Source organism: Nocardiopsis moroccensis (assembly GCF_055763695.1).
This window is the reverse complement of record NZ_CP199747.1, coordinates 367629-388575: the sequence shown is the minus strand read 5'-3', so window position 1 is coordinate 388575 and position 20947 is coordinate 367629. Positions and strand designations below refer to the sequence as shown.

16 protein-coding genes are annotated in these 20947 nt (G+C 71.7%); 10 read left to right on the top strand and 6 right to left on the bottom strand.

Going from position 1 to position 20947, the window contains the following annotated elements; translation table 11 throughout:
• Nucleotides 1–18 precede the first annotated feature (18 nt).
• On the top strand, nt 19–1353 hold the full coding sequence (locus tag ACUKCB_RS01560) for a (Fe-S)-binding protein (protein ID WP_473038668.1): 1335 nt from the start codon (nt 19–21) through the stop codon (nt 1351–1353).
• 16 nt (nt 1354–1369) lie between these two features.
• On the opposite strand, the gene dapF is transcribed toward ACUKCB_RS01560, so the two are convergent.
• A complete protein-coding gene (gene dapF / locus ACUKCB_RS01555; protein WP_473038667.1) occupies nt 1370–2194 on the bottom strand; it encodes a diaminopimelate epimerase in 825 nt (274 codons plus the stop codon).
• Nucleotides 2195–2353: 159 nt separating this feature from the next.
• Here dapF and miaA point away from each other — a divergent pair, with 159 nt between their 5' ends.
• Nucleotides 2354–3346: a tRNA (adenosine(37)-N6)-dimethylallyltransferase MiaA gene (gene miaA, locus ACUKCB_RS01550; protein ID WP_473038666.1), complete on the top strand. Its 993-nt coding sequence runs from the start codon at nt 2354–2356 to the stop codon at nt 3344–3346.
• Nucleotides 3347–3382: 36 nt separating this feature from the next.
• On the opposite strand, the gene ACUKCB_RS01545 is transcribed toward miaA, so the two are convergent.
• Nucleotides 3383–4063, bottom strand: coding sequence for a class III extradiol ring-cleavage dioxygenase family protein (locus ACUKCB_RS01545; protein ID WP_473038665.1), 681 nt, complete (start codon nt 4061–4063; stop codon nt 3383–3385).
• A 221-nt stretch (nt 4064–4284) separates the two neighbouring features.
• On the opposite strand from ACUKCB_RS01545, the gene ACUKCB_RS01540 reads away from it, so the two are divergent.
• The gene (locus tag ACUKCB_RS01540) at nt 4285–5025 is read left to right on the top strand and encodes a TetR/AcrR family transcriptional regulator (protein WP_473038664.1); all 741 of its coding nucleotides are present in this window, start codon (nt 4285–4287) and stop codon (nt 5023–5025) included.
• An 18-nt stretch (nt 5026–5043) separates the two neighbouring features.
• On the top strand, nt 5044–6303 hold the full coding sequence (locus ACUKCB_RS01535; protein ID WP_473038662.1) for a cytochrome P450 family protein: 1260 nt from the start codon (nt 5044–5046) through the stop codon (nt 6301–6303).
• A gap of 51 nt (nt 6304–6354) precedes the next feature.
• Here ACUKCB_RS01535 and miaB read toward each other — a convergent pair whose 3' ends face one another.
• Nucleotides 6355–7821 (bottom strand): tRNA (N6-isopentenyl adenosine(37)-C2)-methylthiotransferase MiaB, encoded by a 1467-nt coding sequence (gene miaB, locus ACUKCB_RS01530; RefSeq protein WP_473040882.1) that lies wholly within the window; start codon nt 7819–7821, stop codon nt 6355–6357.
• 267 nt (nt 7822–8088) lie between these two features.
• Here miaB and ACUKCB_RS01525 point away from each other — a divergent pair, with 267 nt between their 5' ends.
• The 5 genes from ACUKCB_RS01525 to ACUKCB_RS01505 all read left to right on the top strand — a co-directional run bounded on the left by ACUKCB_RS01525 (nt 8089) and on the right by ACUKCB_RS01505 (nt 13853).
• A complete protein-coding gene (locus tag ACUKCB_RS01525) occupies nt 8089–8832 on the top strand; it encodes an amino acid ABC transporter ATP-binding protein (protein WP_473038661.1) in 744 nt (247 codons plus the stop codon).
• A gap of 43 nt (nt 8833–8875) precedes the next feature.
• Nucleotides 8876–9685, top strand: a complete 810-nt coding sequence (locus ACUKCB_RS01520; RefSeq protein WP_473038660.1) for a glutamate ABC transporter substrate-binding protein — start codon at nt 8876–8878, stop codon at nt 9683–9685.
• Nucleotides 9686–9764: 79 nt separating this feature from the next.
• Nucleotides 9765–10439 (top strand): amino acid ABC transporter permease, encoded by a 675-nt coding sequence (locus tag ACUKCB_RS01515; protein ID WP_473038659.1) that lies wholly within the window; start codon nt 9765–9767, stop codon nt 10437–10439.
• Nucleotides 10436–11521 carry an amino acid ABC transporter permease gene (locus tag ACUKCB_RS01510; protein ID WP_473038658.1) on the top strand — a complete coding sequence of 362 codons (1086 nt, stop codon included), beginning with the start codon at nt 10436–10438 and terminating at the stop codon, nt 11519–11521. Before ACUKCB_RS01515 ends, ACUKCB_RS01510 begins: the two co-directional genes overlap by 4 nt.
• A gap of 238 nt (nt 11522–11759) precedes the next feature.
• The gene (locus ACUKCB_RS01505) at nt 11760–13853 is read left to right on the top strand and encodes a S9 family peptidase (RefSeq protein WP_473038657.1); all 2094 of its coding nucleotides are present in this window, start codon (nt 11760–11762) and stop codon (nt 13851–13853) included.
• Between the two features lie 154 nt (nt 13854–14007).
• Here ACUKCB_RS01505 and ACUKCB_RS01500 read toward each other — a convergent pair whose 3' ends face one another.
• The 3 genes from ACUKCB_RS01500 to ACUKCB_RS01490 all read right to left on the bottom strand — a co-directional run bounded on the left by ACUKCB_RS01500 (nt 14008) and on the right by ACUKCB_RS01490 (nt 16130).
• Complete coding sequence (locus ACUKCB_RS01500; RefSeq protein WP_473038655.1) at nt 14008–14628, bottom strand: regulatory protein RecX; 621 nt, start codon at nt 14626–14628, stop codon at nt 14008–14010.
• The gene (gene recA / locus ACUKCB_RS01495) at nt 14621–15754 is read right to left on the bottom strand and encodes a recombinase RecA (protein WP_191275814.1); all 1134 of its coding nucleotides are present in this window, start codon (nt 15752–15754) and stop codon (nt 14621–14623) included. The genes ACUKCB_RS01500 and recA overlap by 8 nt, the downstream gene beginning before the upstream one ends.
• 181 nt (nt 15755–15935) lie before the next feature.
• Nucleotides 15936–16130, bottom strand: a complete 195-nt coding sequence (locus ACUKCB_RS01490) for a DUF3046 domain-containing protein (protein ID WP_191275816.1) — start codon at nt 16128–16130, stop codon at nt 15936–15938.
• A 155-nt stretch (nt 16131–16285) separates the two neighbouring features.
• Between ACUKCB_RS01490 and ACUKCB_RS01485 the strand changes: the two genes are divergently transcribed.
• Nucleotides 16286–20833 carry an ATP-dependent helicase gene (locus ACUKCB_RS01485; RefSeq protein ID WP_473038654.1) on the top strand — a complete coding sequence of 1516 codons (4548 nt, stop codon included), beginning with the start codon at nt 16286–16288 and terminating at the stop codon, nt 20831–20833.
• Nucleotides 20834–20947 lie beyond the last annotated feature (114 nt).

Below are 20947 nucleotides of genomic sequence, written 5' to 3'. Positions count from 1 at the left end.
TCCCTCAGGGAGGGTCCCGTGACCGATCGACCGACCGACCCCGAACCCGGCCCGGAGCGGCTCTTCGGGGAGCTGCTCGACGACTGCGTGCACTGCGGGTTCTGTCTACCGACCTGTCCCACCAACGTGCTGTGGGGACAGGAGATGGACTCGCCCCGCGGGCGCATCCACCTGATGGCGCAGATGCACGAGGAGGACGTGCTCACCGAAACCTCGGTGGGCCACTTCGACAACTGCCTGGGCTGCCTGGCCTGCGTGTCCTCGTGCCCGTCGGGAGTGGCCTACGACGCGCTGATCGAGCACACCAGGCACCGGGTGGAGACCGAACACCGGCGCACCCTCGGCGAGCGGGCCCTGCGCGCGACGGTGTTCTCGCTCTTCCCGTACCGGTCCCGGCTGCGGGCGCTGCGCGGGCCGCTGCGCGCATACCAGGCCAGCGGTGTCTCCTCGCTGGTCCGCAAGTCCGGTCTGCTGGAGCGGATCTCACCGGCCCTGGCCGCCATGGAACGCGTCGCCCCACGGCTGTCGGCTCCGCCGCCCCCGCTGCCCGAACTCGTACCCGCCGTCGGCGAACGGCGCGCCCGGGTGGGCATGCTCGTGGGCTGTGTACAGGGAGCGTTCTTCCCCGAGGTGAACACGGCGACCGCGCGGGTGCTGGCGCTGGAGGGCTGCGAGGTGGTGATCCCGCGCTCCCAGGGGTGCTGTGGTGCGCTCTCGGGCCACTCGGGGAGGATCGCCGAGGCCGCCGACCTGGCCAAACGGATGATCGAGGTGTTCGAGACCCGCCGGGTGGAACGGATCGTGGTGAACTCCGCCGGGTGCGGGTCCGGCATGAAGCACTTCGACCGGACCCTGGCCGAGGCGGGAGCCGGGCGCGCCTGGACGGACCGGGCCCGTGCGCTCTCGGCCAAGGTCGTGGACCTCACCGAGTACCTGGTGGACCTGGGCCCCCGCGCCGAATACCACCCGGTGCCGCTGCGCGTGGCCTACCACGACGCCTGCCACCTGTCCCACGGCCAGGGCGTCACCCGTCAGCCCCGGGAGCTCCTGCGGCGGATCCCCGGGCTGGAGCTGGCCGAGCTGCCCGACAGGGAGGTCTGCTGCGGATCGGCGGGTGTGTACAACCTGTTCAGGCCCGAGGCCGCCGAGGAGCTGGGCGAGAGCAAGGCCCGGGGAGCGGCCTCGACCGGTGCCCGGCTCCTGGTGTCGGGCAACCCCGGCTGCTCGCTGCAGATCGCCTCGGCGACAGAGCGTGCGGGTTCGCCGATCGCGGTGACCCACACCGCGCAACTCCTGGACGCCTCCCTGCGCGGCCTGGGCCCGGGGCCGCTGCTCGGCCGGGGACGGGGGTAGCGGGAGCCCGGCGGCTCTAGAGGAGGGAGGTCTCGCCCTCGGCGACGATGGTGGCCGGACCGCTCAGCCGGGCCCCGGAGGCGTCGAGGTAGACGGTGCACTCGCCGCCGAGCACACGCACCCGCCAGGTGGACTCCTCCCCCTCGGGGGCGGCCGCGGCGGCGGCCGCGACGATGCCGGTCCCGCAGGAGCGGGTCTCGCCGGAGCCGCGCTCGTACACGCGCATCTCCAGCACACCGGGGGCGATCTCGGCGTACACCTCGACGTTGGCCCCCTCGGGGAAGGCCTCGGCGTCCAGCTCGGGCGGTTCGCTCAGGTCGACGTCGGCGACCGGGCCCTGGACCTCGCAGGCCAGGTGCGGGTTGCCCACGGAGATCTGGGAGCCGTGCACGGCCTGCCGGGCGAGCTTCGCGGAGGAGGTGCCCTGCATCTCCACGCGCCCCATGTCCACGGTGATGTCGCCGTCGGCCTCGACCACGACCCCCTTGGCCCCGTCCCGGGTGCCGACCTCGAACCGGTCGCCCTCGACCAGTCCGGCGTGCCGCAGGTAGTGAGCGAAGACCCGTACCCCGTTGCCGCACATCTCGGCGACGCTTCCGTCGGAGTTGCGGTAGTCCATGAACCACTCGGGGCGTTCGGCCGTGCGGGCCGCCGGGGCGAGGGTCTCACCGAGCGCGCGTGTGCGCACCACCCGGAGGATGCCGTCGCCGCCGATGCCCGCCCGGCGGTCGCACAGCAGCCGGACGGTCTCCTTCGTGAGCCGAAGCTCCCCTTCGGGGTCGGGGAGGATCACGAAGTCGTTCTCTGTTCCGTGGCCCTTGGCGAATCGCATGGTGACCATCCTAGGCCCTGTTCCCAGGCCCGTTCCTCCCGCGCCGCGGCCCGCCGCCACCGCCGCCGGGCCCTGGCACGCGCACCCCGGCGGCCGCGCGGACCGATTCCCACCCGTTTCTCACCCGGTACGGGCCCGACCGGGCCGCGACGTGGTTACGCTGGAGGGATGATCAAGGTGATCGCGGTCGTGGGCCCGACCGCTGTGGGCAAGTCGGACCTGGCCGTCGACCTCGCGGAGTGGCTGGAGGAACGGACCGGTCGTCGCGGCGAGGTGATCAACGCTGATTCCATGCAGCTGTACCGGGGCATGGACATCGGCACCGCCAAGCTCTCCGAGGAGGAGCGCCGGGGCATACCCCACCACCTGTTGGACATCTGGGACGTGCACGAACCCGCCGACGTGGCCAGCTACCAGACCCTCGCCCGGGAGAGGGTGGAGGACTGCGCCGACCGCGACGTCATCCCCGTGCTGGTGGGCGGGTCCGGGCTGTACGTACGAGCGGTCCTGGACCACATGGAGTTCCCCGGCACCGATCCGCGGGTGCGCGCCCGACTGGAGGCCGAACTGGCCGACATCGGCCCCGGCCTGCTGCACGCCAGGCTGGCCGAGTCCGATCCCGAGGCCGCCCGGACGATCCTGCCCGGGAACGGGCGGCGCATCGTCCGCGCGCTGGAGGTCATCGAGCTGACCGGGCAGCCGTTCACCGCGAACCTGCCCGACCACACCTCCTACTACCCGTGTGTGCAGCTCGGGCTGACCGCCCCGCGCCCCGAACTGGACGAGCGCATCGACCTGCGAGTCGAGCGCATGTGGGACCAGGGGCTGCTGGAGGAGGTCCGCCGCCTGGACGGACAGGGGCTGCGCGAGGGGCGCACCGCGTCGAAGGCGCTCGGATACGCCCAGGCGCTCGCCCAGCTCGACGGCGAGCTCACACCGGCCGAGGCCAGGGAGCAGACCGCCCAGGCCACCCGCCGGTTCGCCCGCCGCCAGGAGTCGTGGTTCCGCCGCGACCCCCGGGTGCGGTGGCTGCCCTACGACGCGCCCAACCTGCTGGAGCGGGCGATGGCGCAGGTGGAGTCGGCCCTGGCCGGCAGGAACGAGTACCCGGGCGAGGCCCTGGTGGACGTGGCCACCCTGCTGCCGAACTCCCAGCGCTGAGGGGACGGCCTCCGGGCCGCCCCGGGACCAACGGGCTCAGGACCAGGCGGCCACGAAGTAGCCCACCCCGTAGGGCGCCTCGTAGGCGAGCAGGTCACCGGTGAGGGGGTGCTCCCCCACCGCGCCCGCCAGGACCTGCCAGGCGGGGCGCCCGGCCACCATGAGCTCACCGGCCGGCGCCGGTTCGAGTCCGGCCAGGTGCGCGGCGTCCGCCTCGCCCAGGGCCTCGGCCACGGCGTCGTCGTAGGAAAGAGCGCGCTCGTCCACGTAACCGGGTGACCGTTCGGTCCGGCGGGCGCTGCCGTCCCCCATCACCAGCAGGGCGACCCGGTCCCCCGACCCCGCCAGCGCGGCTCCGAGTTCGGCCGCCCGTTCCGGAGTGGTCTGCGGTGCGACCTCCTGGTAGCCGTCGGGGGTCAGACCCGAGCGTTCGGCCAGCCAGCGACCGGCCGTGGCCGCCAGATCCAGGACACCCGGTGTCGGCCCCACCCGCAGTGCGACCCCGTAGTCGTCGAGGCCTCCCCCCGCGTCGCGGCCGTGGCGGCGTTCCCGCGACCCCGGACCCACCACGTACAGGCGGTCGGCCCCGCTCGCCCCGAGCCCTGCGACGGCCCGGTCGCAGGCGTCGCGCAGGGCATCCAGGTCCGGCGCGGCCCCCTGGGCGACCTCGGGGAACAGCACGGGCGGATGGGGACACACAGCGGCGGCGATCAACACAGGGGCGAGACTATACCTGTCCCCGCGGAAAGATTCGCCTCACCAGCCTTGCCCGGGGCCGACCCCTGACCTAGGTTTGACTGTGTGACCAGTTTTGAAATCTGGTCACACAGTCAGGCGCACGGTCAGGCGATCGGCCCGGAACGGAGGTGTGGATATGGTCTTCGCGTCAACGCTGGTGGGAGCCACCGCCGGCCGCAGCCGAACCGAAGGAGCCGTACGTGCCCCCGTTCACCGACAGGTCCACCGCCGAACGCACGTCACGGGCCGACCACATCCTGGACGCCGCGGAGGAGCTCATGGTGGCGCTGGGGCCCCGGAAGGTCACGGTCGGGGACGTGGCCCGGCGCGCCGGCGTCGGCAAGGGCACCGTCTACCTGCACTTCACCACCAAGGAACTGCTGTTCCTGACCGTGGTGATGCGGGCCCAGACCGGGATGATCGGCGAGATCGTCCGGGCCATGCACGAGGACCGCGAGGCCGTCCGACCGAGCGAACTGGCCCGCAGGCTGTACCTGCTCCAGGCGCGGGAACCGGTCCTGAGGTCGATGCTCGTGGACGCCCCCGGCTCGCTGGCGAGGCTCTCCCACGACGCCCACGTCCTGCTCGGCGACATCGTCGAGCTCCGGTGGAGAACGATCCGCGCGTACTGGGACCACCTGCGCGAACACGGGGTCCTACGCCGGGACCGGCCCTTCGAGGAGCAGTTCTACGCCTACACGGCCATCATCACCGGCCACATGACCACCGAACAGGTCCTGGCGGAACAGGGTCAGGACGTCCCCGGACTCGCGACCCGCGCCGAACTCATCGCCCAGAGCGTACGCCCCCTCCTGGAGGCCGAGGTGTCCCCCGAGACCCTCGACGCGGCCCGGCCGAAGGTCGTCGAGATCTTCACCGACCTGGAACGGCGCATGATCGACGAGGTCGAGGAACAGAAACGCGTCAAGCGCACTACGTAGACCTCCGAGGAGGGGCACATGAGCACCAACGCACCCATCGACCTGCGCTCGCCGGAGTTCGCCACGGATCCCCACGGGGTGATCGAACGGGTCCGCCAGGAGGGCGGGGCCGCCCGGGTCCTCTTCCTGGACACCATGGAGGCCCTCCTCTTCGTCGGGGACGAGGACGTCCGCGCCATCCTCAGCGACCGGCGGTTCGTCGTCGACCCAGCCAACGTGAAGCAGGCGAAGGCGCAGGCGAAGCGCTCCGACGCCATGCGCGCCATGGGGGTGCACCAGGACCTGATCACCTATCTCACCGAAACCGTCCTGGACAAGGACCACTCCGACCACACCCGGCTGCGCAAGCTGGTCTCACGCGCCTTCACCGCGCGGCGGGTCAACGACCTGCGCCCGGGCATCGAGCGGATCACCGCCGACCTGCTCGCCGACCTCCCCGCGCGTGCCGACGGCGACGGGGTCGTCGACCTCATGGAACACCTCTCCTACCCGCTGCCCATCACGGTGATCTGCGACCTGGTCGGCGTCCCCGTCGAGGACCGCCAGGCCTGGCGGTCGTGGAGCCACGCCCTCAGCAACTTCGACCCCGCGAACCCGGCCCGGATGAACGACGTGCTCGGCCGGATGATCGACCACATCAAGTGGATGATCGGTGAGCGCCGGGCGAGCGAGCACGGGGACCTGCTCGGCGCCCTGGTCCGGGCCCGTGACGAGGACGGCGACCGGCTGAGCGAAACCGAACTGGTCACCCTGGTGTTCACGCTCGTCCTCGCCGGCCACGAGACCACCGCGCACCTGCTCGGCAACGGCACACTGGCCTTGCTGGAACACCGCGAACAGCTCGAACTCCTCAAGGCCTCGCCGGAACTGCTGCCGTCAGCGGTGCACGAGATGCTCAGGTACGGCGGGACGGCCGTCGTGGCCCGGGCCAGGTACGCCGCGCAGGACGTGCAGCTCGACAGCGCGAGAGTGAGCGCCGGTGAGCGGGTCGCGGTGGCCCTGGCCGGAGCGAACCGGGACCCCGCCGTGCACCCGGAGCCGCACCGCTTCGACATCACCCGGCACCAGGGACGGCCGGGAGAGGCCCACGTGGGCTTCGGGCACGGCCTCCACTACTGCCTGGGGGCCGCCCTCGCCCGGCAGGAGGGAGAGGTCGCCCTCGGAGCGCTGCTGTCCGCCTACCCGGACCTGGCCCTGGTGCCCGCGCGGGAGCCGGTGCGCTCCTCCGTTCCCGGCACCGCGCGCCTGGACAGCCTTCCGGTCCGCCTGGGCGCCTGAGCACCGGGCCCGGGCCCGGGCCCGGTGTCGGGGCCCGGGCGAACAACCGGGTCAGGCGTCGCAGCAACCGCCCGCGGGGGCCGGCTGCTCCTCGGGGGCCCCGACCCCGGGCATGCCCAACAGCACGTCCGGCTTGCTCACCTGAACCGGCCGTCCCTGACGGGCGTCCCAGGCGTCCCCGGCGCGGGTACGGCGCAGATTCCGGACCCCGGAGTCGGCGACCAGGTGGTGCGGGGCGGCGTAGGTGACCTCGACGGTGACCATGTCGCCCGGCCGCGGCTCCTCGGCCTCACCCACGGCGAAGTGCACGAGACGGTTGTCGGGGGCACGGCCGGACAGACGGCGGTGCTCACCGTCCTTCTTCCCCTCGCCCTCGGAGACCATCAGCTCGACCTCGCAGCCGACCAGCTTCTGGTTCTCCTCCCAGGAGATCTGGTCCTGGAGGGCGACCAGCCGCTGGTAGCGCTCCTTGACCACCTCCGGCGGCACCTGCCCGTCCATGGTGGCGGCCGGGGTCCCGGGGCGCTTGGAGTACTGGAAGGTGAACGCCATCGCGAACCGGGACTCACGGACCACGTGCAGGGTCTCGGCGAAGTCCTCCTCGGTCTCACCGGGGAAGCCCACGATGATGTCCGTGGTGATGGCGGCCTGCGGCATGGCCGCGCGCACCTTCTCCACGATCCCCAGGAAGCGCTCCTGACGGTAGGAGCGGCGCATGTCCCTGAGCACCTTGCTGGAGCCCGACTGCAACGGCATGTGCAACTGCGGCATCACGTTGGGGGTCTGGGCCATCGCCTCGATGACGTCGTCGGTGAAGTCACGCGGATGCGGGGAGGTGAAACGGACCCGCTCCAGCCCCTCGATCTCACCACAGGCGCGCAGCAGCTTGGAGAACGCCTGCCGGTCGCCGAACTCACTGCCGTAGGCGTTGACGTTCTGCCCCAGCAGGGTCACCTCGGTGACGCCCTCCTCGACCAGGGCGCGGACCTCGGCGAGCACGTCGCCGGGGCGCCGGTCCTTCTCCTTGCCGCGCAGTGCGGGCACGATGCAGAAGGTACAGGTGTTGTTGCAGCCGACCGAGATCGACACCCAGGCCGCGTAGGCGGACTCACGGCGGCTGGGCAGGGTGGACGGGAAGTGCTCCAACGACTCGGCGATCTCGACCTGCGCCTCACGCTGGACGCGCGAACGCTCCAGGAGGGTCGGCAGGGAGCCGATGTTGTGGGTTCCGAACACCACGTCCACCCAGGGCGCACGGCGCACGATCTCCCCGCGGTCCTTCTGCGCCAGGCAACCGCCCACGGCGATCTGCATACCGGGGTTGGCGTCCTTGACCGGACGCAGGTGCCCCAGGTTGCCGTAGAGGCGGTTGTCCGCGTTCTCCCGGACCGCACAGGTGTTGAAGACGACGATGTCTGCGGTGGTGTCCTCGGCTGCGCGCGCGTACCCAGCGTCCTCCAGCAGACCGGAGAGGCGCTCGGAGTCGTGGACGTTCATCTGGCAGCCGTAGGTCCGCACTTGGTAGGTACGACTCTGGCTCACCGTTCCAGGCTATCCCGTCCGCGCCCGCGTCCAGGACGCCCGTTCCCGAGCCCCCTGACCTCACCGCTGAACACCGCACATGAGACTCTGGAGAACGGAACCGCCACTCAGCGCGACAACAGCGAACTTATGCGTCGAAAAACATAACATTTCCGCAGATCACGCCGTAACAAGTCCGCTACTCCCTGGGCAGGCGGCGTTTTTGTGATGACACGGCAACATGGAGCCATTAGGTTCCGATGCATGACCTCAACTCCTCTCGTCGTGCTGGAGAACGTCAACAAGCACTTCGGCGACCTGCACGTGCTCCGCGACATCGATCTGACGGTTAACTCCGGCGAGGTGGTAGTCGTCATCGGCCCGTCCGGGTCCGGTAAGTCGACGCTGTGCCGCACGATCAACCGGCTGGAGACGATCGACTCCGGCACCATCACCCTGGACGGCCAGCCGCTGCCGGCCGAGGGGCGCGGCCTCGCCAAGCTGCGCAGCGACGTCGGCATGGTGTTCCAGTCCTTCAACCTGTTCGCGCACAAGACCGTGCTGCAGAACGTGACCCTGGGCCCGACCAAGGTGCTCCGCAAGTCGAAGGCGGACGCCGACGCCCGGGGCATGGAACTGCTGGACCGCGTCCAGATCGGCAACCAGGCCCACAAGTATCCCGCGCAACTCTCGGGCGGCCAGCAACAGCGCGTCGCCATCGCCCGCGCGCTGGCGATGAACCCGAAGGTGCTCCTGTTCGACGAGCCGACCTCGGCCCTGGACCCCGAGATGGTCCAGGAGGTCCTCGACGTCATGACCGACCTCGCCGGCGAGGGCATGACCATGGTCGTGGTCACACACGAGATGGGCTTCGCCCGCCGCGCCGCTAACCGGGTCGTCTTCATGGCGGACGGGCAGATCGTCGAGGAGAACACCCCCGACGAGTTCTTCACCAACCCCGAGTCGGACCGGGCCAAGGACTTCCTGTCGAAGATCCTGACCCACTAGGTTTCCCCGAGTTCTTCGCACGGACAAGGAAGAGGTACCCCACATGCGAGCCAGCCGTTCCACCAAGATCATCGGTGGCGTCGCCGCTCTGGCCATGACCGCAGCCCTCACGGCGTGCAGTGGCGACGACGACACCCTCCGCATCGGCGTCAAGTACGACCAGCCCGGGCTCGGCCTCGACGAGGGCGGCAACCCGGTCGGCTTCGACGTCGACGTCGCGACCTACATCGCCGAGCACCTCGGCTACACGGAGGACCAGATCGAGTGGTCGGAGGCAGCCTCCGCCAACCGCGAGTCCTTCCTCCAGCAGGGCACGGTCGACATGGTCGTCGCGACCTACTCGATCACCGACGAGCGCCGCGAGGTCGTCGACTTCGCCGGCCCGTACTACGTGGCCCAGCAGGACATCCTGACCGCCGCCGACAACACGGACATCAGCGGTCCCGACGACCTCGCCGGCGAGGTGCTCTGCTCCGCCTCGGGTTCGCGCTCGGCCAACAACATCGTCGACGACATGGGCATCGACGCCGAGCTGCGCGAGGCCGGCAACTACTCCGAGTGCCTCGAACTGCTCGGCAACGGCACCGTCGCCGCGGTCACCACCGACAACACCATCCTCGCGGGCTTCGCGGCCCAGAACCCCGACACCTACCGCATGGTGAACAACCCGTTCGGCGAGGAGCAGTACGGCGTCGGCCTGCCGCAGGGCTCCACCGAGCGCTGCGAGGAGATCAACGAGGCCATCACCCAGATGTGGGACGACGGCTCCGCCATCGAGTTCCTCGAGGCCGCCTTCGGCGAGACGGACTTCGCCTACGAGGAGTCCACCCCCGAGCTCGCGCCCTGCGCCTGAGTCTCCTCAACTGACCACGTGCCCGTAGCGGCGGGGCCGATCCCGGCCCCGCCGCTCGGCCCTTGACCGGCTGGGACCCATGGAAGCCTTTCTCAGCAATATCGACAGGGTTGTCGACGGTTTCTCATGGACCGTCCGGCTGACCCTCTTCAGCGCCCTCTTCTCATTCGTTCTCGGCGTGCTCCTGACCGCGATGCGGGTCTCCCCCGTTCCGCTGCTGCGCGGCCTGTCCACCGCCTACGTCGAGGGCGTGCGCAACAGCCCCCTCACCCTCGTACTGCTCTTCTGCGGCCTCGGCCTCAACAGCGCGATGGGCCTGAGCCTGGCTGACTCCGTGGCCTGGGACGTGTTCTGGTGGGCGGTCATCGGCCTCTCCGCCTACACCTCCTGCTTCGTGTCCGAGTCGCTGCGCTCGGGCATCAACACGATCCCCGTCGGCCAGGTCGAGGCGGCCCGGTCCCTGGGCCTGACCTTCACCCAGAACCTGCGGCTGATCGTCATCCCCCAGGCGCTGCGCACCGTCGTCGGCCCGCTGGGGAGCGTGCTCATCGCGCTGACCAAGAACACGACCGTCGCCTCCGTCGCGGGGTTGGGCGTTCAGGAGGCGTCCCGCCAGATGAAGCTCATGTTCGACCAGGGCATCGCCCCGGTCCTGCCGACCTTCGTCGGTTTCGCGATCGGGTTCCTGATCCTGACCCTGCCGATGGGGTACTTCTTCGGCTGGCTCGCCAAGCGCGTGGCGGTGGTCCGATGAGCGCGCAGACCGTCCTCTTCGACGTACCCGGGCCCAGGGCCAGGGCACGCAACGCCGTCTACACGGTGCTCAGCCTGATCCTGATCGTGGCCGGTCTGGCCACCGTCTACCTGAGCTTCAACCGGACCCTGTCCACGGTGGACTCTCCCGGCGACCTGTTCGACCCGCTCACCTGGTCGGTCAACCCGGCCGGCCAGTGGTCGGCGGCCAACTGGGAACCCTTCATCCGCCCCGAGACGTGGACCGGCTACGTCCTGCCCGGTCTGCTGAACACACTGACGGCGGCGCTGATCGCCGCCGTGCTGGCGGTCCTGTTCGGCCTGGTCTTCGGGGTCGGCCGGCTCTCCCAGCGCTGGTGGATCCGCTTCCTTTCCGGTGCCGTGGTGGAGTTCTTCCGCGGCATCCCGCTGCTGATGCTGATCTTCTTCACGATGGCGATCCCCATCGTGATGAACCAGGTGTTCGGACTCTCCCCGGCGATGTTCCAGGTGAGCGCGCTCGCGGCGGTGGTCACCGGCCTGACCCTGTACAACGGGTCGGTGCTGGCCGAGGTGTTCCGCGCCGGGATCAACTCCGTGCCGCCCGGACAGGGCGAGGCCGCCGAGTCCATCGGTATGACGCGGACCCAGACGCTGTGGACGATCCTCATCCCGCAGGCCGTCACCGCGATGATGCCCGCGATCGTCGCCCAGCTGGTGGTTCTGCTCAAGGACTCCGCGCTGGGTTACATCATCGCCTTTCCGGAGCTGCTGCGCAGCTTCACGCTGGTAGCCACCCGGGAGAACAACGTCATCCCGGCGGCGATCGTCTGCGCGATCATCTACATCATCATCAACCTCTCGCTGAGCAGGGTCGCGATCTGGTTGGAACGCCGCAACTCCGGGCGCGGCAGGTCCTCCGCCAGGCCCGCCGACGCGGACGGTGAGCCCGCCCCGGTCAGGGAGGGCGCCGGGGGCCTGCCCACACCCAGCGGCACCACCGCCGAACCCGGGGTCGGCGACACGGCCACCGAGCCCCGGACCGAGGAGGAGACCGGGGACGGCGACGCCCCCGACCCCGGTAAGGGGCCCGGCGGCACCTGACCGGCCCGCCCGGGCACCCCGTGACGGCTCCGTGGACGCACCCCGAGTGCGCTCCGCGGGGCCGTCTTTCTGGCTGGCCGCCGTCGCCAGCCGCCGTCACGTACCGGCGCCACCGCCTCCTGCGCAAACACCGGCCCGTCCGTCCACAGGTGAGGAGGACAGGACTGCACACGGGAGCTCGGGAGCACTAAGGTCGATATGTCATCTGATCACACCCACGACCCATCCTGAGCGGGACATGTCTGAACTGTCGAGCCCCCACGGCTCCTGGCCATCGCCCATCAGCGCCGGCGACGTCGCCCGAGGAGTGCGCCGGATGGCGTACCCGTCCGTTCTGGGTGAGGAGGTCTGGTGGGAGGAGTACCGCCCGGCCGAGGGGGGCCGGACGACACTCGTGCGACGGGACGCGGACGGAACCGTGCACGATCTGCTCCCCGCCCCGTGGAGCGTGGGGACCAGGGTGCACGAGTACGGCGGCCGTTCCCACCTTCCGGTCCCCCGCCGGGATGACAAGGCCATCCCCCGGGTGGGGGTGGTCTTCGCCAACTCCGCCGACCAACGCCTGTACCTGCTCGAACGCGGAGCCAGGGAACCGGTCCCGCTGACTCCGGAGCCCGCCTCGGCAGGGGCGCTGCGCTACGCCGACCCGACGCCGGGCCCCGACGGCAAACAGCTGTTGTGCGTGCGTGAACAGCACGCCGACGGCGCCGTCCGCCGCTCGATCGTGTCGGTCCCCCTCTCCGGGCGGGGGGCCGAGGACCCGGAGGCGGTCCAGGAGCTGGTCTCGGGCGCCCACTTCTACGCCGCCCCGGCCCTCTCCCCCGACGGGACCCGCCTGGCGTACGTGCGGTGGAACCATCCGCGGATGCCCTGGGACGGCACCGAACTGCGGGTCGGCGAACTGACCGCGGCCGGACTGACCGGGGAGTACACGCTCAAGGGCGGGGTCGACGAGTCCGTGCTCTCCCCCGTCTGGGCCGACGAGGACACCCTGTACGTGGCCTCGGACTGGCCCGGCTTCTGGAACCTCTACCAGGTCGGGCTGAGGGGCCCGGCGATCGCCCTCTACCCGGCCGAGGAGGAGTTCCACAGTCCCCCGTGGCGGCTGGGGGACCGCTGCTTCCGCGTGCTGGACTCGGGCAGGATCGTGGCCCTGCACGGTGACACCGGGTTGCGGCCGAGCGTGTACGACCCCGACACCCTGGACCTGGAACCGGTCGCCACGGAACTGACCTCCTGGTCCCACCTCGACTCCGACGGAACCAGCGTGGTGGCGATCGCCGCCTCGGCCGACACCGCCGGATGCGTGGTGCGGCTGGACCCGCTGCGCCGCACCGTCGAGGTGCTCCGGCGGTCCGTGGAGGAGCCACCGGACCCCGCCTACCTGCCCGTACCCCGGGCGGTGACACTCCCGGGCCGCTACGGGGCGACGGTGCACGCCAACGTGTACCCGCCCACCAACCCCGACGTCTCCTCCGACGGGCCCGCACCGTACGTGGTGTGGGCGCACGGCGGGCCGGTGAGCCACTCCCCGCGCGAACTGGACCTGGTCAAGGCCTACTTCACCAGCCGCGGTATCGGCGTGGTGGACGTCGACTACGGCGGCTCCACGGGGTACGGCCGCTCCTACCGCAAGCGTCTGCACAAGGAGTGGGGCGCGGTGGACGTGGAGGACTGCACGGCCGCGGCCCGGGCCCTGGTGGAACAGGGGCTGGCCGACCCCGAACGGCTGGCCGTCCGCGGCCCGAGCGCGGGCGGCCTCACCGCCCTGCTGGCGCTCACCGGGGACACCTTCGCCTGCGGGGTGTCCTACTTCGGGGTGGCCGACATGCTGGGTCTGGTCGAGACCACCCACGACTTCGAGTCACGGTTCCTGGACACCCTGGTGGGCTCGCTGCCGGGCTTCGTGGAGACCTACCGGGAGCGGTCCCCGATCAACCGGACCGGCGAGATCGACGTCCCGGTGCTGCTGCTACAGGGTTCGGACGACAAGGTGGTCACCCCGGACCAGGCCTTCCGGATGGCGACCGCGCTCGGTGAGCGGAGTGTGCCGTACGCGCTGCTGGAGTTCGAGGGCGAGGCGCACGGCTTCCGCGGTGAGGAGGCACGGCTGCGTTCCCTGGAGGCCGAACTGGCCTTCTACGCCGGGGTGTTCGGTTTCGAGCCCGACGTGGCGCCGCTGGAACTCACCACCACGCCGCCCAAGCCCCGTCCCGCCGCGGAGGAGGACGACCTCCCCGTGGCCGAGCAACTGCCCGAGGTCACCCCGGAGGCCGGTGTGACCGCTGGTACCGGCGAACCGGTGCTCCGCAAACCCGCCGAGCAGGAGTGAGTGCTCCCTCTCCGAAGGCCGGAGTGCCCGCCGCTGCCGTGCGAGCTGCGGGGCCTGCTGTCCCAGGCTTCCCCGCGGGCGGGTTCCGCTGTTCTCCGCCTCCGCGACGAAGGTACGGGTGTCGGCGAAGAGGAGACCGGCGACCCGCCACGGCTCAGAGTTCGGGGTCGGGCAGGTCGGCTTCGAGGCCTTCCTGTTCGAGTTCCTCGCGGACGATCCGGTAGGAGAGCCCGCCGGGGTAGCCCTTGCGGCCGAGCACGCCCAGGGCGCGGCGGATCCGGGCCTCCTTGTCCTTGTTCCGGCTGCCCCTCAGGCTCTTGCGGGCCAGGGCCCGGGCGGCGTCCTGCTCGTCCTCGTCACTGACCTCGGCGACCGCCTCGCGGACGGTCTCCTCCTCGATCCCGCGGGTGCGCAGCTCCTGCGTCAGGGCACGCCGGGACAGGTGGCGGCTGTACTGCCGGGAGCTGACCCAGCCCCGCGCGAAGGCGGCGTCATCGATCAGTCCGACCTCGTCGAGGCCGTTGAGGACCGCGTCCACCACCTCGTCCGGGTACTCCCTGCGGTGCAGGGAGCGTTCCAGCTGGGCGCGGGTGCGCGGAGAGTGGGTGAGCATCCGCAGCACCAGGTTCCTGGCCTTGTTCTCCAGCTTCTCCCCGCTGGGCGGGGGCTCCTCTCCGGGCGGGGTCTGCCCGCCCGGAGGGGTTTCCTCGTCGGCGCTCACCGGGGCGGCCTCGGCCTCTCCGGTGCGGTCAGGAGACCGGCGCCGCTCACGCATCCGGGTCGGCGGCCTTGGTGGTCCTGGCGGTGGCCCGCTTGGCGGGGGCCTTGGCCTCCTCGGCCTTGGCGCCCTTGGCCGGGTCGGCCCCGGTCTCGTCCTTGGCGCTACCGGAGGCGCTGTCGTCGCCCGATCCGGGGATGCCCAGCTTCTCCTTGATCTTCTTCTCGATCTCCTGGGACACGTCGACGTTCTCGCGCAGGAAGTTGCGCGCGTTCTCCTTGCCCTGGCCGAGCTGGGTGCCGTCATAGGTGTACCAGGCACCGGACTTGCGCACGATGGCGTGTTCGACGCCCAGGTCGATGAGGCTGCCCTCGCGGGAGACGCCGACGCCGTACAGGATGTCGAACTCGGCCTGCTTGAAGGGCGGCGCGACCTTGTTCTTGACGACCTTGACGCGGGTGCGGTTGCCGACCGCGTCGGTACCGTCCTTGAGCGTCTCGATACGGCGCACGTCCAGCCGGACCGAGGCGTAGAACTTCAGCGCCTTGCCGCCGGTGGTGGTCTCGGGAGACCCGAACATGACGCCGACTTTTTCACGAAGCTGGTTGATGAAGATCGCGGTGGTTCCGGTGGTGTGCAGGGCACCGGCGATCTTGCGCAGCGCCTGCGACATGAGCCGGGCCTGGAGGCCGACGTGACTGTCGCCCATCTCGCCCTCGATCTCGGCGCGGGGCACCAGGGCCGCCACGGAGTCGATCACGATGATGGAGACGGCGCCCGAACGGATGAGCATGTCGACGATCTCCAGCGCCTGCTCACCGGTGTCCGGCTGGGACAGGAGGAGGTTGTCGGTGTCGACGCCGATCTTCTTGGCGTACTCGGGGTCGAGCGCGTGTTCGGCGTCCACGAAGGCGGCGATACCGCCCATCTTCTGGGCGCTGGCCACCGCGTGCAGGGCGACGGTCGTCTTACCGGAGGACTCCGGGCCGTACACCTCGACGACCCGGCCCTTGGGCAGGCCGCCGATACCCAGGGCGACGTCCAGGGCGATGGCGCCGGTGGGGATCGCCTCGATCGGCGGGCGGTCGTCGTCGCCGAGGCGCATGACGGAGCCCTTGCCGAACTGCCGCTCGATCTGCGCGAGCGCTGTTTCGAGAGCCTTGTCTCGGTCTCCTGATGCCACGGGATTCCCCTGTTGGGTTGATGCCTTTTTCTTCATGGTGCGCACGACGCTACGCGGTCGGTACGACAATCGCGACGCTCGACGTCCGCCTGCTCAAACCCCAGACTACCCGAACTCATGTTCGAAGTCCGGCACAAGCCCCGGCCGTGTCGGTTTTTCCGTGCCGACGGCCCCGCGGAGGTCAGCGGGCGGAGGCCGGCAGGTCGAACGCGTCACACACCGCCCGCCACACCTCCTTGGGCCCGATGCCGTCGGCGAGCGCCTGGTTGACCGTCCGGGAGCCGAGCCCCTCGATGACGTGGTCCTTGGCGAGGCTGGCCGTGTAGACCTCGCCGAACTGGGCGTGCATGTTGTTCCAGAAAGCAGTGAGTCTCATCGGCCCCAGTATGGGCGACCGGGCCGACCTCCGTGGACTTGTCCACAGGACGGATTCCCCGGGACCGGGGCCGACCTCCCCGCGCCCGTCCCCTTCGCGGCCCCGCCCCGGGTGTCCTGCCCCGATCTGTCGGGCCCCTTGGGCAGACTGGCCGGATGAACGGTGTGACCGACCCCCTCGAACCCTTCGGATCGGCGACCCGGGCCTGGTTCGGCCAGGCCTTTCCCACGGGCCCCACCGCGGCCCAGGCCGAGGCCTGGGAAGCGGTCTCGGCCGGCCTCGACACCCTCGTCGTCGCTCCGACCGGGTCCGGCAAGACCCTGTCGGCCTTCCTCTGGTCCCTGGACCGGCTCACCCGCGCCCCCGTCCCCCAGGACCGTTCGAAGCGCTGCCGTGTCCTGTACGTGTCACCGCTCAAGGCCCTGGCCGTGGACGTGGAGCGCAACCTCCGCCAGCCGCTGGCGGGGATCGCGGACACCGCCCGGGCCCACGGCGAGGACCTGAGCCCCGTCACCGTGGGCGTGCGCACCGGCGACACCCCCGCCCGGGAGCGGCGCAGGACGGCCACGCACCCGCCGGACGTCCTCATCACCACACCCGAATCGCTCTTCCTGGTCCTGACCTCCAAGGCCAGGGAGGGCCTGTCCGGAGTGGAGACCGTCATCGTCGACGAGGTGCACGCCCTGGCCGGGACCAAACGCGGCGCGCACCTGGCCCTGAGCCTGGAACGCCTGGAGGCCCTGCTGGGGCGCCCGGCCCAGCGGATCGGCCTGTCCGCGACCGTGCGCCCCAGGCGGACCGTAGCCGAGTACCTGGGCGGCGCGCGCGGCGGTGCCGCGGTCGTCGCGCCGCCGGACGCCCCGCGCATGGAGCTGCGGGTCCAGGCCCCGGTCCCGGACCTGGAGGAGCCGGGCAGTGCGCCCGCAACCGCCGCGGGGATCCCGCCGGACCCCCGCGCGGGCAACACCATGGGCCGGGGTTCGGTGTGGCCGCACGTGGAGCGCCGGGTGCTGGACCTGGTCGAGGAGCACCGCTCCACCATCGTGTTCACCAACGGCCGCCGCACCGCGGAGAAGCTGTGCGCCCGCCTCAACGACCTGCACGCCGAACGCACCGGCGGTGTCCTACCCGCCGAGGAGAGGGCCGCCCAGGCCATCGGCCAGTCCGAGCAGAGCCGCGGAGCGGCTGCCGTGGTGGCCCGCGCCCACCACGGGTCGATGTCCAAGGCCGAGCGGGCGCTCATCGAGGACGACCTGAAGGCGGGGCGGCTACGGTGCGTGGTGGCCACCTCCAGCCTGGAACTGGGTGTGGACATGGGTGCGGTGGACCTGGTGGTGCAGGTGGCCGCGCCCCCGTCGGTGGCCGGCGGCCTGCAGCGGGTCGGGCGGGCCGGGCACCGGGTGGGCGAGATCTCCCGCGGGGTCTTCCTGCCGCAGTACCGGGGCGACCTGCTGGCGACCGCGGTGGTGACCGAACGTATGCGCGCGGGCGGGATCGAGCGGTTGGAGCTGCCGCGCAACCCTCTGGACGTGCTGTCCCAACAGGTCGTGGCGATGGTGGCGATGGACGACTGGCAGGTGCCGGAGCTGGCGGCGCTGGTGCGGCGGGCGGCGCCGTTCGCGGACCTGTCCGACTCGGTGCTGGAGTCGGTGCTGGACATGCTGTCGGGGCGCTACCCCTCGGACGAGTTCGCCGAGCTGCGTCCGCGCCTGGTGTGGGACCGGGAGGGGGACGTGCTCCGGGCCCGGCCGGGCGCCCAACGGCTGGCGGTGATCAGTGGGGGCACCATCCCGGACCGGGGGCTGTACGGGGTGCACCTGGCCTCGGACCGGGGCGGCAGGGCCCCCACGCGGGTCGGTGAGCTGGACGAGGAGATGGTGTACGAGTCCCGGGTGGGCGATGTGTTCGTGCTGGGTTCGTCCTCGTGGCGGATCGAGGCGATCACCGCCGACCGGGTGATGGTCTCCCCCGCGCCGGGGCGGCCCGGGCGGATGCCGTTCTGGAAGGCGGACGCGCTCGGTCGGCCCGCCGAGCTGGGCCGAGCCGTGGGTGCGATGACCCGCGAGCTGGCCGCCCGCGACCGGGAGGGGGCCCGGAAGGTGGCCGCAGCTGCGGGGTTGGACGAATGGGCGGCCGACAACCTGGTGGAGTACGTGGCCGAGCAACGGGAGGCTACCGGGAGTGTGCCGGACGACCGCACGGTGGTGATCGAGCGGTTCCGCGACCAGGTGGGCGACTGGCGGGCGGTGGTGCACTCACCGCTGGGCGCCCGGGTGCACGCGCCCTGGGCGCTGGCCGTCGCGAGGCGGATGCGCGAGCGGTTCGGAGTGGACGCGCAGGTGGTGCACGGTGATGACGGGCTCGTGCTGCGCCTTCCGGACCTGGGGGCGGACGGGTTCGGCGGGGCCGGCGAGCTGACCGGTCTGGTGTCGCTGGACCCGGAGACGGTGGAGGAGCTGGTCACCGACGAACTCACCGGCTCGGCGCTGTTCGCGTCCCGGTTCCGGGAGTGCGCGGCACGGGCGCTGCTACTGCCCCGTCAGCGACCGGACCGGCGGATGCCGTTGTGGCAGCAGCGGTTGCGGTCCCAGCACCTGCTGTCGGTGGCGGGCCGGTACGGGTCGTTCCCCATCGTGTTGGAGACGGTGCGCGAGTGCCTGCGCGACGTGTTCGACGTGCCCGCGCTGGCGGGGGTGCTCACCGACGTGCGGGCGCGGCGGATCCGGGTGGTGGAGGTCGAGACCCGGCAGGCGTCGCCGTTCGCCCGGTCGCTGTTGATGGAGTACACGGCGGCGTTCCTGTACGAGGGCGACGCCCCGGCCGCCGAGCTGCGGGCGCAGGCACTGACCCTGGACCCGTCGCTGCTGGCCGACCTGTTGGGCGGTGCGGACCTGCGGGAGCTCCTCGATCCCGGGGTGGTGGAGCGTACCGGTGCCCTGTTGCAGCGTCTGGACGCCCCGGTCCGGGACCTGGAGGGCACCGCGGACCTGCTGCGGGAGATGGGGCCGCTGTCCGAGGGGGAGGCGGCCGAACGGGGGGTCGAGTCGGCGTGGCTGGCGGAGCTGGAGGATGCGGGACGCGCGGTGCGGATGCGGGTCGCCGGTGCCGAGCGGTGGTGTGCGGTGGAGGATGTGGCGCGGTTGCGGGACGCCCTGGGTGCCGAGCCGCCGCCCGGGGTGCCGGAGGTGTTCCTGGAGCCGGTGGACTCCCCCGTGCTCGACCTGGTGTCCCGGTACGCGCGTACGCACGGGCCGTTCACCTCGGCTGAGGCGGCTGAGCGCCTGGGGCTGTCCCCGGAGTCGGTGGAGGGCTCGCTGCGGGAGCTGTCCCGGTCGGGCAGGGTGGCGCGGGGCGGTTTCCGCCCCGGCGGCTCGGGCACCGAGTGGTGCGACGAGGGCGTGCTGCGCCGGTTGCGGCGGGGGTCCGTCGCTCGGCTGCGGCAGGAGGTGGAGCCGGTCGAACCCCGTGCGCTGGCCCGGTTCGCGCCGTTGTGGCAGCGGGCTGTTCCCGGTGCGCGGCTGAGCGGACCGGACGCGGTCTTCGGGGCCGTGGACTCGTTGCGGGGCGCCCCATTGGTGGCCTCCTGCCTGGAGTCCCTGGTGCTGCCCGCCCGGGTCGAGGGGTACACCCCGGCGTCCCTGGACGCGCTCACCCAGGCCGGTGAGGTCGTGTGGGCCGGGACCGGAGGACTGCCGGGCGGGGACGGCTGGGTGGTGCTGGTTCCGGCGGAAGAGGCGTCCCTGTTGCTGCCCGTCCCCCTCGCCCTCGAGGAGGGCACGCTCGCGAGCACTGCTCTGGGGGTGCTGCGGGAGGGGGGCGCTCTGTTCTTCCGGGACGTCGCCGACCGGGTCGCCCGCGCCCTGGGCGGCGCGGTGGTCTCCGACGCCGACCTGGTGGCGGCTGTGTGGGAGTTGGTGTGGGCCGGGTGCGTCACCAACGACACCCTGGCCCCGCTGCGCGCGATGCTGGGCGCGGGGAGTGTTCCGCGGCGGTCACCCTCCCGGGTGCGGCGGCGGCCGGCTCTGCCCACCCGCTCGGGACCGCCCACGGCGGCGGGCCGCTGGTCCGTGCTTCCCGAACCCGAGCCGGATCCCACCCGGCGTGTCCTGGCCCGGGTGGAGGCCGGGCTCGAACGCGGCGGGATCCTGCTCAGGGGTCAGCAGGGGCGGGGGATGTCCCAGGAGGAGTACCGGGTGCTGCGGTCGATGGAGGAGGCCGGGCAGGTCCGGCGGGGCTACTTCGTGGAGGGGCTCGGCGGGGCGCAGTTCGCGTTGCCCGGGGCGGTGGACCGGCTCCGGTCCCTGGCCGGTGAGGGGGCCGAGGGCTCGCGTGCCCCGGTGGTGCTGGCCGCGACGGACCCCGCGAACCCCTTCGGTGCGGCACTGGCCTGGCCCGCGGGGGCGCCGGGGGCGGATCCGGCGCACCGGCCGGGTCGGACGGCGGGTGCGCTGGTGGTGATCGACGGCGGGCGGCTCACGCTGTACCTGGGCCGGGGCGGTCGGTCGGTGCTGACCTTCGGGTCGCCCCCTGAGCTGCTGGAGCGGGCCGCCCGCGCGGTGGCGGAGCTGGTCATGGCCGGGTCGGTGGATTCGCTGACCGTGGAGCGCGCCGACGGCGCGGAGGTCTTCGGTACCCCGGTGGACACCGCCCTGGTCGCCGCCGGTTTCCACGTGACACCGCGGGGGTTGCGGCTGCGCCGCTGACCGGAGGGCGATCCCCGCGCCCGCCGGGGCCGCCGGGGGGTCGGAAAACCCCTGGCCGGTCCGGTGCGGCCGCAGCATGATGGGGTCCGGAGCAGGACGTGCACGGTAGGAGGG